This window comes from Burkholderia sp. S171, assembly GCF_009766085.1.
Classification (GTDB): domain Bacteria; phylum Pseudomonadota; class Gammaproteobacteria; order Burkholderiales; family Burkholderiaceae; genus Caballeronia.
This window is the reverse complement of sequence record NZ_LMUF01000057.1, coordinates 113,712-126,622: the sequence shown is the minus strand read 5'-3', so window position 1 is coordinate 126,622 and position 12,911 is coordinate 113,712. Positions and strand designations below refer to the sequence as shown.

Below are 12,911 nucleotides of genomic sequence, written 5' to 3'. Positions count from 1 at the left end.
GTAAAACAAGCATGCATTATAAGGGTTATGAAGTCGCTCCCGCGGCTCAAGCGCTACCCAGCGGATTGTTCGCCGCTAATCTCGTGATTCAGGACGAAGCGTCGCTGCAAAAGCGCGCTTATGTATTCGACGCGCTGGACTACTTCTTCGAATCCGATCTCGCCATTGCTTATGCCGCGCGCTGGGCTCGCATGTGGATCGATAATCGGCGGTTGCCACGCGCCTGACATTGGCTTTCGTTCGCACTCGGGGGTGGATGGGGGCCTGGTTCTGGGGTTAGGGGTCGGGAGTCGGGGTCTATGCCGGGTTGGTGCTTTCGGTGTTAGTGGTCTGCGAGAGTCGGATTTTCTCTTTATCACTGTTAGCCACTGCGCGTGGCAGCGCGTCATTTCTTTGTCCAAAGCGACAAAGAAACGAAGCAAAGAAAGCGCTTTCAAACCACGCTACCCTAAGTGTCCACAGCGTGCAGTTTCTGTTCATAGGTGCCCCAAAAGCACGGTGCTCGCCAGAACCACCGATGTTTGAACCCCTCCTTCTCGCGAATCCTGACATAGACACGCTTCGCCACCCGTGCTCTCGGGCAAGAACAAGTGCCATGGAACCCGCACGACTTCATGCGTATTTGCCGCTGCGGGTCTTCGTGGGTTAGCTGTTGGTCGGTGCGATCATATGAGTGGATTACGGCTTGATCCGTTATAGCTTGGCGTGTATTTATAAATCGGTTTTTTGTTTAGTTAGTTATGCGGTGTATCAGTTTATTTCCGGCCGTAACGGCCTTAGGTATTTTGGGGCTTTGTTACTTAGCGGGTTGGCTGCGTAGTCGACGACCCTTCATATTCGGAGGGTGGTTCACGCGGATAGCGCGGGGTGCTCCTTGGGCAGGTTCAATCACTGGTGGCGAAGCGTGTCAGAACCTGTGTTCGGAGAAGGAGGGTTTCACACATCCGGTGCTCTGGCGAGCACCGTGCTTTTGGGGCACCTATGAATGAAAACTGCACGCTGTGGACACTTAGGATAGTGCGGTTAAAAGCGTTTTCTTTGCTTCGTTTCTTTGTCGCTTTGGACAAAGAAATGACGTGCCGCCACGCACAGTGGCTAACAGTGATAAAGAGAAAATCCGACTCTCGCAGACCACTAACCCCGAAAGCAGCAACCCGGCATTGACCCTGACCGCTACCCCTCAAACCTACCCCCAAAACCACCCCTACCGCGCAGCAACCAGCTCCCGCGCAACCGGTGCGTCCGCGTCCCTTGTATCCCGCCCGGACCGCGCCGCAAACAACGCCAACGCACCTGCAAGGCGCGCACGGGCTTCATCAGTCGCAGCAACGGCCGTCCCGCGTGCCATCTCCCACGCCAGTTCACGCGCGGCCTGAACGCACGCAAACAACGGCCCGACTGCAAGTTCCATCCGCGTGTTCCATGCAAACACCCGCTGCGTTTGCAGCGGCCTCAATGCGACACGTAACTCATGCCAACGCCGGTCAAGCACGCGCATGGCGGTAATCGGATGAGACCCAGACCCATCGCCACGCGTAGTGCAAACCCGCAAGACCTCCTCGAGGGCATCAAGCACACCGGTCACCTTGACATCAACGTGATGCGACGTGCGCAACGGCATCATCGATACCGCTACGGCTATCGACACAATGCAGCCAACGAACACTTCCTCCACGCGCATCTCGATCAGCGGTCCAATAGCAAAACCCAACTCGCCATAGACCAGCCCGACCAGCACGGTGATGAAAAACACGCCCTGCCCATACGAGGTCAGGATGAAGTACGCCCAGCCGAACACGCACGCGGCCATCGCGGCAACCAGCAGCCAGGGAGAGCCGTGAAACGCGCTCACGAGCGCTGCACTGACGGCCACGCCCGCAAGCGTACCCAGCACGCGCTCGCCGGTCTTGCGGATCGTATCGCCGCGCGAACGCGTTCCGAGGAACACCACAAAGGTCGTAATGACGGCCCAGAACCATCGCTCAGGCGACACCGAATGACCGATCAACATGGCGATCAACGCGGCCGTCGTCGCGCGGCAGGCAGGCAGCCAGGAAAGCGCATCGCGCCAAACGAGCACCGCGCCAGCTGGCCGCTTCACGCCTGCCTTCGCTGCGCGTGCGGTCGACGCCACCGCGTCACGGCCTGCACGCGACAAACGCCGAAGGGCAACCCGCAAACGAACATCGCTTCGATCAAGCCGGCTGGCATCCACCGCATGCTGGGCCGCCGCAACCTCGACATCGATCAGGCACGCCCGCAGTCGCTGTGCGCCCGTGAGATCGAGCAGGCCAAGCTGCTCTTCTACCGCGAGCGCCGCTTCGTTTAACAGCGACAAATGACGCATCGCGCCGGGCTCATCAGCGCGACGATCGGCAAGCACGGTCGTGGCACGCTGCATCACCGCAGTCAGCGCGCGACGCAACGTAGCCTCGGGCCGGGTCGGCACCAGCACGCGACCGGTGAACGCCACGCAAGCAAGGGCGATCACCGACAACCCGAGCATCGCGAACACATGCGCGAACGTCGGATGGAGATACAGTCCTAGGTAGAACGAAACAACTGCCGTCATCGCGCCGCCAAGCGCTCGCGGACCGCATGCCTGAACCAGCATCGCCGCGAACAGCACCGCGAGGAATGCCGCGTCCGCCACGAGCGGCCAGGCCGCGAGCGCGCTCGCCGCGATCAGGCTCGCGGAACCCGCGCCATAGATAACAGCAAGTGACCGGAACCAGCCACGCGGCGTGGCATCGCGAAGAAACAGCGGCGCGACCATCGCGAACAGCAACGCGAACGCGGCAAGGGTCGGCGGTAAATGGGTGTGAACGGTCCAGCCGATCGTGATTACGCCCGTGAGCACGCAGGCAATCGCACTGCGAAGCGCGGTGTGAAAACGCAGAAGGCCTGGATCGGAGCCGAGCAGGCGGGTAAGCAGACGAGAGGGAGGAGAGACAGCGCCACGGGTTGAGGACCGGTGGTCGCGCGCGCGGCGCAAACCTTGCGCGAGGAAGCATAGGGATGCTGCAATGGACATGTGTAATACCCGGGACAAGTGTCGGTAGCGGCTTGTGGCCAGTTCCGATACGACGAGTCCGCCTCGCGGCGAACCCTCCTGTTTGGTGCGTCAGGCAAAACGTTCGACCGGGATCGCCGGACCAAAGCACTGCATGAGACGCACGCGAAGCGTATTGCCGCTTCACGTATACCCGCATATTACCGTGTCAAAATTCCTGGACGGGGTTTACCCGATTTGCGCGGGCCGCCGCATTTCGTTGACGGCGCCACACGCTTCCGCCACGACTTGCGCAAGCTCGGCAAGCTGGGCTTCAGCGGTCGACGTTGCTTCGGCCAGCGACAGGACCGCGGCTTCGAGGTCCTCAGCGGCGCCTTCGTTATCGGAGAAAAATTTCAGGGGCAAAGCCGCGAGCGCTTCGGCATTGGCCGACGCCTGGTCGGTCAGCGCGCACAGCCGCACCAGGTTCTCGCACAGGGATTCAAGGGCGTCGGCCGCATAGCGGCAAAGGGCGGCATCGCTTGCAGGATCCTGGGCCACCCCGTTCAGCGTGGCTTGTGACTTCTCGACTTCACGTGCGAGCGCGTAGCTCCAGTCACGCGCGGCGCCAAGGCGCACCGCATAGTCGCTGAGTTGCAAGACCCGCTGCGCCGTATCGGTGAACATCGTGTCTCCTGTGTCGTCCGGTCGGCCAGATGCGTTTTAGATGACTAATTCTGGCGCGACCGGACCGCAACAATGTTGTTATGGTCCTGCCAGCGTTCCCCGTCGAACACGCAGGAGTCGCCGTTGCGGGATTTCGGATGACAGCCAGTGGCACTCGCTTAGCTGCCGCTGCCCACATCTTTACGGCATGTAAATCGTAAGCTTTAACGAATTTTTCACAACCCTGTGCTTTTGGGTCGCGGTGACTTGGACAAACCTTGGTCGGTGTCCTCACGATCAGTAAATCCCGTTTGGCCGGCGATTTACCCTCTCTCTCATTGACTAATATTTCCTACTTTAATCAAACATATTAATTACGGTTTAATTACGATAAGGACATTATTTCTATTATTTAATAATTCCTACACGTGTAATTTCTATCCTCTGGCTTGCTCTTTCCCGACGCCATCTGCATGCGCATGGCGCCTCGTCGAACCAACACGCAGACCGTCCAGAGGACGCTTGTGCTCAGCAGATTACTTAGCCTCGACTGGCTGTGCGGCGCCGTGCTCGTGTGCACGATGCTCGCCGCATGCGGTGACCACGATCAACCCGCGGCATCCACGCCGGAGCCGTCCTCCGTTTCTTCGTCTTCACCCGCTTCTTCCATTCAGCAAGCCGATGCACCCGCTTTACCGGGATCGTCGGACATAGAACGCTGGGCCCTGCAGCAAACCCAGCCGGCAACAGCGACGTCCAGCCTTACCCAAGCCACCCCGCCCGCCGCCGCTTCCGATCCCTTGTTGCCCCCGGTTATCCACGAGGCCGAGTAACACACAAGCGAAACGAAAGAGACCGGCGAGCCCGATCAAGCTTTCCCCCCACGACCGACAGAGACCCATGAACTTAAAAAGCCGACGTGACTTTCTCAGGGCCGCCGCACAGGCAGCCGGTTCCGCCACAGCACTAGGTATCGTGCCGGCGGGTATTCGCAATGCGCTCGCGATACCCGCCAATAATCAGCACGGCAGCATCAAGGACGTTGAACATATCGTCGTGCTGATGCAGGAAAACCGTTCCTTCGATCATTACTTCGGCACGCTCCAGGGCGTGCGCGGTTTCGGCGATACCCGCGCCGTGCAGCTTCCGAATGGTCAGCCCGTATTCAACCAGCCGATAGCCGGAGGACTCGGCGAAGTATTGCCGTTCCGCCCGAGCGCGCCCGATCTCGGCAATCAGTTCATCCAGGATCTGCCGCACGACTGGACCTCGGGCAAGGGTGCTTACGACCAGGGCCGTTACGATCAGTGGGTGCCTTATAAAGGCACGACGACGATGGCATATCTCACGCGCCAGGACATTCCGTTCCACTATCAGCTTGCCGACGCCTTCACCATTTGCGACGCGTACCACTGCTCGATCAACTCATCGACGGACCCGAACCGCTATTACATGTGGACCGGCTGGGTGGGCAACGACGGCAACGGCGGCGGCCCGGTGATCGACAATGCCGAAGTGGGTTACAGCTGGTCGTCGTACCCGGAAGTGCTTCAGAACGCGGGCATTTCGTGGAAGATCTATCAGGACATCGGCACCGGGCTCGACGCAAACGGCTCGTGGGGCTGGACCAACGACGCGTACATCGGCAACTACGGCGACAACGCCCTGCTCTACCTGAATCAGTATCGCAACGCGCAGCCCGGCAATCCGCTCTATGACAAGGCGCGCACCGGCACGAACGCGGCAGCCGGCGACGGTTATTTCGACATCCTCAAGCGCGACGTGCAGAACAACGCGCTGCCGCAAGTCTCATGGATCGTCGCGCCGGAAGCGTTCTCCGAGCATCCGAACTGGCCGGCTAACTACGGCGCGTGGTACGTCGACCAGGTGCTGCAGATCCTGACGTCGAACCCGGAGGTGTGGAGCAAGACGGTGCTGCTGATCAACTACGACGAAAACGATGGTTTCTTCGATCACGTCGTGCCGCCGTTCCCGCCTTCATCGGCTGCGAACGGCAAATCGACGGTCAGCACGGTCTATGAGATCTTCCCGGGCAGCAGCAGCTATCAGGCGGGTCCCTACGGGCTTGGAACACGGGTGCCCATGCTGGTTGTCTCGCCCTGGTCGAAAGGCGGTTACGTGTGCTCGGAACTGTTCGACCATACCTCGGTGATTCAATTTATCGAAAAGCGTTTTGGTTCGCAGGCAAACGTTACCGAATCGAATATCACGCCGTGGCGCCGGGCGATCTGCGGCGACCTGACATCCGCGTTCAATTTCAAGAACCCGAACGCCGCGTTTCCGACGTTGCCGGACACGAGCGGTTATGCCCCGACGCAACAGATTCGTCATCCTGACTATGTGCCGGTGCCGCCCGCAGTTCAGGCCGTGCCGAAACAGGAGCCCGGCGTGCGCCCCGCCCGCGCGTTGCCCTACGAGTTCTTTGTTCACGCACATACAAACACGGGCAAAGGCGTCACCTTCGACTTCATCAACACCGGCGACGCCGGCGCAACCTTCCTCGTGTACACCGCCAACAGCCAGACCGCGCCGAACTGCTATACCGTCGAAGCCGGCAAACGCCTGCAGGATCAACTTCCGTTGACCGCCGCCAACACCTACGACTTCATCGTGTACGGTCCAAACGGTTTCCTGCGCCGCTTTACCGGCACCGCGGTCCAGCAGCATTGGTGGAATGACAAGCAGGCGCTGCCGGAAGTCGCCGAGGGCTATGACGTCGCCAACGGCAACCTGCAATTGCGCCTGAAGAACCTCGGCACGACGAGCTGCCAGTTCAGCGTAGCGAACGCCTATACGCCCGGCACGGTCATCACGCGCAAGGTGCGTGGCGGCGACACCGAAAGCCTCTATCTCGACCTGCGCGCGTCGTATGGCTGGTACGACCTGAGCGTCACCGCCGCGTCGGACACGACCTTCGTGCGGCGTCTCGCAGGACACGTGGAAACGGGCAAGAGCAGCATGTCTGACCCGGCACTCGGAAGCTGAAACCGGGGGTATCAACAAAAAAACGCTGCTGCGAGTTCGCTCGCAGCAGCGTTTTTTCTTTCAGCACAGAATCCAAGCGTCAGGTAGATGGCGCAACGCTCGCAATCTTTTGCCAACGGAATAAAGGGGCAAATAATCCGACGGCACCGGTCTCGCCAAAGCGCGCGCAACCGCTTCTGCCCGGGCAAATCCGCGTTGCCTTTATAATCCGCCATGATTCCAATTTCCTGCCTCCCCGCCTGCCACCCCCTTCGCGGCTTCCGCGAAGTCCTCCCTTATGCGGTGGCCGTATGAAAACCCCAAAAAGGCTGCTGCCGCTGCTGGAAGAGGGCCTGATCGACGAAGTGATCGGCCAGTTGATGAGCGGCAAGGAAGCGACCGTCTATGTCGTGCGCAGCGGCGACTCCACTCGTTGCGCGAAAGTCTATAAAGACGCGAAACAGCGCAGCTTCCGGCAAGCAGCGTCTTACCGCGAAGGCCGCACGGTGAAAAACAGCCGGCAAGCCCGCGCGATGGAAAAAGGCACGCGCTACGGCCGCCAGATGCAGGAAGAAGCGTGGCAGAACGCCGAGGTCGACGCCCTGTTCCGCCTCGCCAATGCCGGCGTACGTGTGCCGCAGCCCTACATTTGCACCGATGGCGTATTGCTGATGGAACTGGTGGTAGACGCCCATGGCGACGTAGCGCCGCGTCTGAACGACGTAGACATGAGCCACGCCCGCGCGCTCGAGTTGCACGAGCTGCTGCTGAGTCAGGTCGTGCGCATGTTGTGCGCCGGCATGATTCACGGTGATCTGTCCGAATACAACATTTTGCTGGCCGCCGACGGTCCGGTGATCATCGACTTGCCGCAGGCCGTGGATGCCGCCGGCAATAACGAAGCGGCAGCCATGCTGCAACGTGACGTCGATAACCTCGCGACCTACTTCGGACAATTCGCGCCCGAATTGCTGAAGACGAGCTACGCCAAGGAGATGTGGGCGTTGTACGAAGCGGGTTTGCTCACCGTCGATACCAAGCTCACGGGTCACGTGGAAGTCGACACCACGCCGGTGGATCTCGAAGCCGTGATGCAGGAAATTGAAGATATCCGGCTTGAAGAGGACGCCCGAGTAAGACGCGAGCAGGGTCTCGACCCTTAAGCGCTTTTATCGAGTCGCTGGCCGAGTTCGCTCGCCAGCGCATCGAGCGTCGGCCCGCACGGCGCTTCGACCTTCAGTTGCAACAGCGCGTCGGCCCGCGTCTTCCCCAGATTGACCGCCGCGATCGGCTTGCCGGCGCGCGCGGCCCACTCGCAAAAGCGAAAGCCCGAATACACCATTAGAGACGAACCGAGCACGAGCATGGCATCGGCCTGCTCGAGCGCGGCTGCGGCCGCCTCGACGCGGGTCTTCGGCACCCCTTCGCCAAAAAACACCACGTCAGGCTTGAGCAGACCGCCACAGCACGTGCAGGATGGCGCCAGGAAAGCCTCGAAGTCATAGCCTTCGAGTTGCGCATCGCCGTCCGCCACCGGCAACGCAGCCAAGCCGACGAAACTCGGGTTATCGGCGATAAGCCGCGGCTGGAGCGCCGCACGCGAGGTCTCGTCGCCACATTGCATGCACCGCACCCGACCGATATTGCCGTGTAATTCGATCACGTCCGTATTGCCCGCGCCCGTATGCAGTCCATCGACGTTTTGCGTGACAAGCCTTTCAAACAGGCCCAGGCGCTCGAGCCGGGCAACCGCGAGATGCGCGGCATTCGGTGCGGCGCTCGCGACCAATGGCCAGCCGATCATGCTGCGTGCCCAATACCGTTGGCGCGTAAACGCCGAGTCCAGGAAGTCTTTCAGCAAGATAGGCGCTCGACCCGTACGCTGCCCCTCGGTATCCCGATAGCAAGGTATTCCGGATTCCGTACTAATTCCGGCACCGGACAAAACGAACAGCCGCGGATGCCGTTCGACGAAATCATAGAGTGGGTTTGACAGCGTTCGAGACGCGTAGTCCGGCAGATTTTTCATCTTCGGAATAGTAGCGGCAACACGCTTTTTCTGCTGGCGCGCGGAAACGGTCCGGCGGGTTTGCATTAAGGCAATGATCTGAATCGTCTAGGTACAAGCCTTAATCTGCAGACGAATAGCCGGCGCGCCTTCCTTCGATACCTCGACATTCCGGCCGTCTGTTTCCAACCATACCCAATGGGTTAGCGAACCGCTGACCTCACGAACCACCGGGCCCTCAGCCAAATCAGTCACGACACCCGAGCCACGAGCTTCATTGACTTCACGGGTTTCGGAAACAGGGGATACGCCACCAGCGCACAAGCAGCCGCCGCGAGCCAGACCACGCCCCACGATCCGATCGCGAGCAAATGCGGAATGCACAGCGGCGTCAGGAACAGGCCAAAGTACACGACCGTGTTGACCATTCCGAGCGCCGTGCCCGCTCGATCCTTGCCGGCCAGCGTCGCAAGTTCCGTGTAGGCCACGCCGTGCCACGCGGACACGCAGATTCCGGCGAACGCGATCAGCGCAATAAGCAACGCCTCAGGCAGCCGGTGACCCGACGCCACCACCACGCCCAGCACCACGAACGACGCCACCGCAACCAGCGTCGATCCGCGCAGATACGCCCGCCGGTTGCCGCGTTTATCGGTGAAACGGCCGCTCCCTACGCGCATGATCATCGCGCCGAGCTGGACGGTGACCATCGTTGCGGTAATGCCTGCTATGCCGACATGCCCGAAGTCATGCAAAAACACGGTGGCGAACGTCACTATCGCGAACTGCGGCACGCACAAGATGCCGATGCCAGCCACAACACGCCAGATCGTCTTGTCGCGTAGCGGACCGACCGTGGGCGCAGCCGGCATAGACGAACTTGCGTTGGAACCGGCATGCGCTGCGGCAGGCGCCTTCGGCGGCTCATGCAGCCAAAGCCAAGTAAGCAGGCCCGAAACCGCGCACATGGCGGCCAGCACCCCGAAGACCGGCCTGAATCCCCCGGTGGACGCAAGCCAGGGCAGGATCAACGCGCCCAGGCCGCCGCCAAGCGGCACGGCGGTCTGGCGAATGCTCATGGCAAGACCCCGTTCGCCTTCCTGGAACCAGCTCATCACCGCACGTCCGCTGGATCCGTTCACGCTCCCGCCGACCAAACCGACCAGGCACATCGACATCACCAGCCATAACAAACCCGGAACAGCCGCATGCGACGGCACGACGAACAGCATCATGGAGAGTAACGCGGCGGCGGTCGTGGTTAATCCGGTCAGCAAGATGGGGCGGTCTCCCCACCGGTCAGTCGCGACACCCCACGGCAACTCCGAGAGCGCGGCGCCCAGCCCCATGGCCCCAAGCGCCAACCCGAGCGCTGCGTTGCTGAGGTGATAATCCGAGCGCAACCAGACGGCGGTCGTGGGAATCCCGGACGCGGCAGCCGAAAAGCTGACGTTCGCGGCCACGCCGACGCCCAGCACTTTCCATCGGTGCGACGCGCCCAAATCGCGCTGCGCCTTTGCCGGCAAGGGGATTGCACATTGAGTTTCCATGCTTTTCTCTCTTGAATGCTTTCGATGGACTCAGTGTCGGGGATTATCATCGTCCTGAATATCAAGTAATATCGAAATAACGATTCGATAAAATAGGACGATCAACCATGTCGCAGACCAATTTCGATGTCGCTTCACTGCGGACCTTCGTGGTCGGCATGGAGCTGGGAAGCTTCGCAAAGGCGGCAGACCGCGTTGGGCGCTCGACCTCGGCCGTCAGCGCGCAGATCAAGAAACTGGAGGAGCAGTCGGGCGCGCCGCTGTTCAAGAAAGCCGGGCGCAACCTGGCGCTGACCGAAGCGGGTGAAACCATGCTGCGGTTCGCACGCAGGCTGGTCGATCTGAACGACGAAGCCGCTGTCGCCGTGCGCGGCCCTGATCTCGAAGGGTGGATCAGGCTCGGGCTGCAGGAGGATTTCGGCGAAGTCATGCTGCCCGACGTCCTGGGCCGGTTCTCACGCGCGCATCCGAAAGTGCGCATCGAGGCACGGGTCGCGCGCAATACGGAACTGCTCAGCCGGATCGATTCGAACGATCTCGACCTTGCGCTGATCTGGGACGACGCGGTTTCGTCAGCCCATGAACTGCCCGGCAGCGACCGGCACGAGATGATCGCTGAGCCGGCTATGTGCTGGATCGGATCATCGACCTTGCCGTGGAATCCTGATTCAGCAGAACCATTGCCGCTGGTCGCGTTCGATCGCGCCTGCCTGTTTTTCAGCGCGGCCACCGAAGCGCTCGATCGCACGAATATCCGCTGGCGGGTGGCGTTCACGAGTCCGAGTCTCTCCGGCCTGTGGGCGGCCGCGGCAGCAGGCCTTGGACTGACCGTGCGCACGCGCTATGGCTTGCCCGCTTCCGTCAGGGCATTCGAGGGCCGGGATCTTGGCTTGCCCGCGCTGCCGTCGCTGCCGCTGTCGCTCGTGCGCGCAACGGCCACGCCTACGCCACCGGTGCAGCAGCTCGCGGCGCTTATCCTCGAATCCGTGCGCGGCGGGTCGGCATCGCTCGACCGGCTCGCGGCGTAAGCCGAGTTTAGATGTCTCGATGTGTCGTTCGCAGGAGAAAGAAGCTTCGACGCCTTCACGCATTGCCCGATGTTCGTATTCAACGGCCCGCTTTTTGCTGAAAGCTGGAGAACGACAGACGGGAGTGCAACATGGCCAGTTCCATGCAGCAAGCAGCAAAATTCGACGATCTTCGCGAGGACCGCGGCACGCGGGTAAGCATTGCCGATACCCCTATCTTGCTGGTCCGGCAAGGCGATCAGGTCCATGCGTTTTCAGCCGATTGCCCGCATGCCGGCGCACCGCTTGAGCAGGGGGCGATATGCAATGGACGCATTGTTTGTCCGTGGCATAAAGGGACGTTCGCGGTTGCCGACGGCAGCCTGATCGAGCCGCCGCCGCTGGCCGGTTTGAAACGCTACCCGGTCGTCATCGAAAACGGCAACGTACTGGTTTCGCCGGACGCGCAAACCGGGCCAGCGCATACGCCCGCTCCGGACACACGCACGATGGCTGTGATCGGTGCGGGCGCCGCGGGTGCGGCCGCCTGCGCCACGCTGCGCGAAGCCGGCTTCAATGGCCGCCTTGTGCTGATTGGACCCGAGCACGGTTTGCCCTACGATCGCACGGCGCTCAGCAAATTCGTGCTGGCCGGCGACATGCCGCCGGAGAAGATCCCCCCACTTTTGCCCGACGATTTTCTTTCGACACAGCGCATTGAACGGCTTGAGGCAAACGTCGACAAACTCGATGCCGTCACGAAGCAAATCGATCTGTCTAACAAGACCACCTTAAATTACGACGCCGCGCTGATCTGCACAGGCGGTATCCCCAAGCCGATGGATGTGCCTGGATCAAACTTACCGGGCGTGTTCCTGCTGCGGTCGCGAGACGATGCAGAGACGATTCTTGCGTCGCTCGAAGGGGCAAAAAAAGCGCTGATCGTGGGGGCAAGCTTCATCGGGCTGGAGGTGGCTTCGTCGTTGAGAAAACGAGGGATGGACGTGATCGTTGCCGCGCCGGGAAAGGTGCCGCTCGGCTCGCAATTCGGCGATGAACTAGGCCGGATGTTTCAACGCCTGCACGAGAAAAACGGCGTGGTGTTTCGTATGCAGTCCAAAGTCGCAGCGTTCCTGGGCGATGGGATCGTGAGCGAGGCAGAACTCGACAGTGGAGAAAAACTTCCGGTCGACGTGGTGATCATCGGCACGGGCGTGCGCCCTGCTACCGATTTTCTGCACGGCGTCGAATTGGCAGATGACGGCGGCATCCCCGTGGATTCATCAATGCAGGTCGCCGGTCTCGCACCCGACCTTTACGCCGCCGGTGACATCGCGCAATTCCCCTTGCCGCGCTCGAACAAACCGCTACGCATAGAACACTGGCGCGTCGCCCAACAACACGCGCGTGTCGCCGCGCTGAACATGGCCGGCGGCAACGAGCACTACACTGGCGTGCCGTATTTCTGGACCTATCACTTCGAAAAGCGCATCGAATATCTTGGCCACGCAAGCGAGCACGACGAAGTGGTGATCGACGGCGATCTTGATGCGCAAGCTTTCATCGCTTATCTGATGAAGGATAATCAGGTCGCCGCAGCGGTAGCGTGCGACCGCGAAGCCCCTGCCGCGCGGCTGGCGGAAGCCATGCGCTCCCCCTTGACGCTGGCGCAAGCGCGCAGCGCCGCTGCCGATTGATGCGGT

General features: G+C 61.0%; 11 protein-coding genes. 6 read left to right on the top strand and 5 right to left on the bottom strand.

Annotated features, from left to right (window positions below; translation table 11 throughout):
* The first annotated feature begins 11 nt into the window (after positions 1 to 11).
* A complete protein-coding gene (locus GSQ93_RS32910) occupies positions 12 to 227 on the top strand; it encodes a hypothetical protein (RefSeq protein ID WP_031357276.1) in 216 nt (71 codons plus the stop codon).
* Between the two features lie 977 nt (positions 228 to 1,204).
* Here the strand turns inward: GSQ93_RS32910 and GSQ93_RS32905 are convergent.
* Together GSQ93_RS32905 and GSQ93_RS32900 are read right to left on the bottom strand one after the other, a co-directional pair.
* Positions 1,205 to 3,034: an FUSC family protein gene (locus tag GSQ93_RS32905; RefSeq protein ID WP_158940111.1), complete on the bottom strand. Its 1,830-nt coding sequence runs from the start codon at positions 3,032 to 3,034 to the stop codon at positions 1,205 to 1,207.
* A 207-nt stretch (positions 3,035 to 3,241) separates the two neighbouring features.
* On the bottom strand, positions 3,242 to 3,679 hold the full coding sequence (locus GSQ93_RS32900; RefSeq protein ID WP_158940110.1) for a hypothetical protein: 438 nt from the start codon (positions 3,677 to 3,679) through the stop codon (positions 3,242 to 3,244).
* Positions 3,680 to 4,182: 503 nt separating this feature from the next.
* On the opposite strand from GSQ93_RS32900, the gene GSQ93_RS32895 reads away from it, so the two are divergent.
* Together GSQ93_RS32895 and GSQ93_RS32890 are read left to right on the top strand one after the other, a co-directional pair.
* Complete coding sequence (locus tag GSQ93_RS32895; protein WP_158940109.1) at positions 4,183 to 4,491, top strand: hypothetical protein; 309 nt, start codon at positions 4,183 to 4,185, stop codon at positions 4,489 to 4,491.
* Between the two features lie 67 nt (positions 4,492 to 4,558).
* Positions 4,559 to 6,664 carry a phosphocholine-specific phospholipase C gene (locus GSQ93_RS32890; protein WP_158940108.1) on the top strand — a complete coding sequence of 702 codons (2,106 nt, stop codon included), beginning with the start codon at positions 4,559 to 4,561 and terminating at the stop codon, positions 6,662 to 6,664.
* 11 nt (positions 6,665 to 6,675) lie between these two features.
* On the opposite strand, the gene GSQ93_RS32885 is transcribed toward GSQ93_RS32890, so the two are convergent.
* Positions 6,676 to 6,879, bottom strand: a complete 204-nt coding sequence (locus tag GSQ93_RS32885; RefSeq protein WP_158940107.1) for a hypothetical protein — start codon at positions 6,877 to 6,879, stop codon at positions 6,676 to 6,678.
* A gap of 75 nt (positions 6,880 to 6,954) precedes the next feature.
* On the opposite strand from GSQ93_RS32885, the gene GSQ93_RS32880 reads away from it, so the two are divergent.
* Positions 6,955 to 7,806 carry a PA4780 family RIO1-like protein kinase gene (locus GSQ93_RS32880; RefSeq protein ID WP_158940106.1) on the top strand — a complete coding sequence of 284 codons (852 nt, stop codon included), beginning with the start codon at positions 6,955 to 6,957 and terminating at the stop codon, positions 7,804 to 7,806.
* Here the strand turns inward: GSQ93_RS32880 and GSQ93_RS32875 are convergent.
* Together GSQ93_RS32875 and GSQ93_RS32870 are read right to left on the bottom strand one after the other, a co-directional pair.
* Positions 7,803 to 8,672, bottom strand: a complete 870-nt coding sequence (locus GSQ93_RS32875) for an NAD-dependent protein deacetylase (RefSeq protein WP_158940133.1) — start codon at positions 8,670 to 8,672, stop codon at positions 7,803 to 7,805. The genes GSQ93_RS32880 and GSQ93_RS32875 overlap by 4 nt on opposite strands.
* Before the next feature lie 230 nt (positions 8,673 to 8,902).
* On the bottom strand, positions 8,903 to 10,201 hold the full coding sequence (locus GSQ93_RS32870) for an MFS transporter (protein WP_158940105.1): 1,299 nt from the start codon (positions 10,199 to 10,201) through the stop codon (positions 8,903 to 8,905).
* Between the two features lie 107 nt (positions 10,202 to 10,308).
* On the opposite strand from GSQ93_RS32870, the gene GSQ93_RS32865 reads away from it, so the two are divergent.
* On the top strand, positions 10,309 to 11,229 hold the full coding sequence (locus tag GSQ93_RS32865; RefSeq protein WP_158940104.1) for a LysR substrate-binding domain-containing protein: 921 nt from the start codon (positions 10,309 to 10,311) through the stop codon (positions 11,227 to 11,229).
* A gap of 131 nt (positions 11,230 to 11,360) precedes the next feature.
* Positions 11,361 to 12,905 (top strand): FAD-dependent oxidoreductase, encoded by a 1,545-nt coding sequence (locus GSQ93_RS32860; protein ID WP_158940103.1) that lies wholly within the window; start codon positions 11,361 to 11,363, stop codon positions 12,903 to 12,905.
* The last annotated feature ends 6 nt before the right edge of the window (positions 12,906 to 12,911 follow it).

What these genes read in the sequence shown, in the direction of transcription:
- GSQ93_RS32905 (WP_158940111.1), bottom strand. Translation starts at nt 3,034, where the DNA reads ATGTCCATTGCAGCATCCCTATGCTTCCTCGCGCAAGGTTTGCGCCGC.
- GSQ93_RS32865 (WP_158940104.1), top strand. Translation starts at nt 10,309, where the DNA reads ATGTCGCAGACCAATTTCGATGTCGCTTCACTGCGGACCTTCGTGGTC.
- GSQ93_RS32890 (WP_158940108.1), top strand. Translation starts at nt 4,559, where the DNA reads ATGAACTTAAAAAGCCGACGTGACTTTCTCAGGGCCGCCGCACAGGCA.
- GSQ93_RS32900 (WP_158940110.1), bottom strand. Translation starts at nt 3,679, where the DNA reads ATGTTCACCGATACGGCGCAGCGGGTCTTGCAACTCAGCGACTATGCG.
- GSQ93_RS32880 (WP_158940106.1), top strand. Translation starts at nt 6,955, where the DNA reads ATGAAAACCCCAAAAAGGCTGCTGCCGCTGCTGGAAGAGGGCCTGATC.
- GSQ93_RS32860 (WP_158940103.1), top strand. Translation starts at nt 11,361, where the DNA reads ATGGCCAGTTCCATGCAGCAAGCAGCAAAATTCGACGATCTTCGCGAG.
- GSQ93_RS32885 (WP_158940107.1), bottom strand. Translation starts at nt 6,879, where the DNA reads ATGGCGGATTATAAAGGCAACGCGGATTTGCCCGGGCAGAAGCGGTTG.
- GSQ93_RS32910 (WP_031357276.1), top strand. Translation starts at nt 12, where the DNA reads ATGCATTATAAGGGTTATGAAGTCGCTCCCGCGGCTCAAGCGCTACCC.
- GSQ93_RS32875 (WP_158940133.1), bottom strand. Translation starts at nt 8,672, where the DNA reads ATGAAAAATCTGCCGGACTACGCGTCTCGAACGCTGTCAAACCCACTC.
- GSQ93_RS32870 (WP_158940105.1), bottom strand. Translation starts at nt 10,201, where the DNA reads ATGGAAACTCAATGTGCAATCCCCTTGCCGGCAAAGGCGCAGCGCGAT.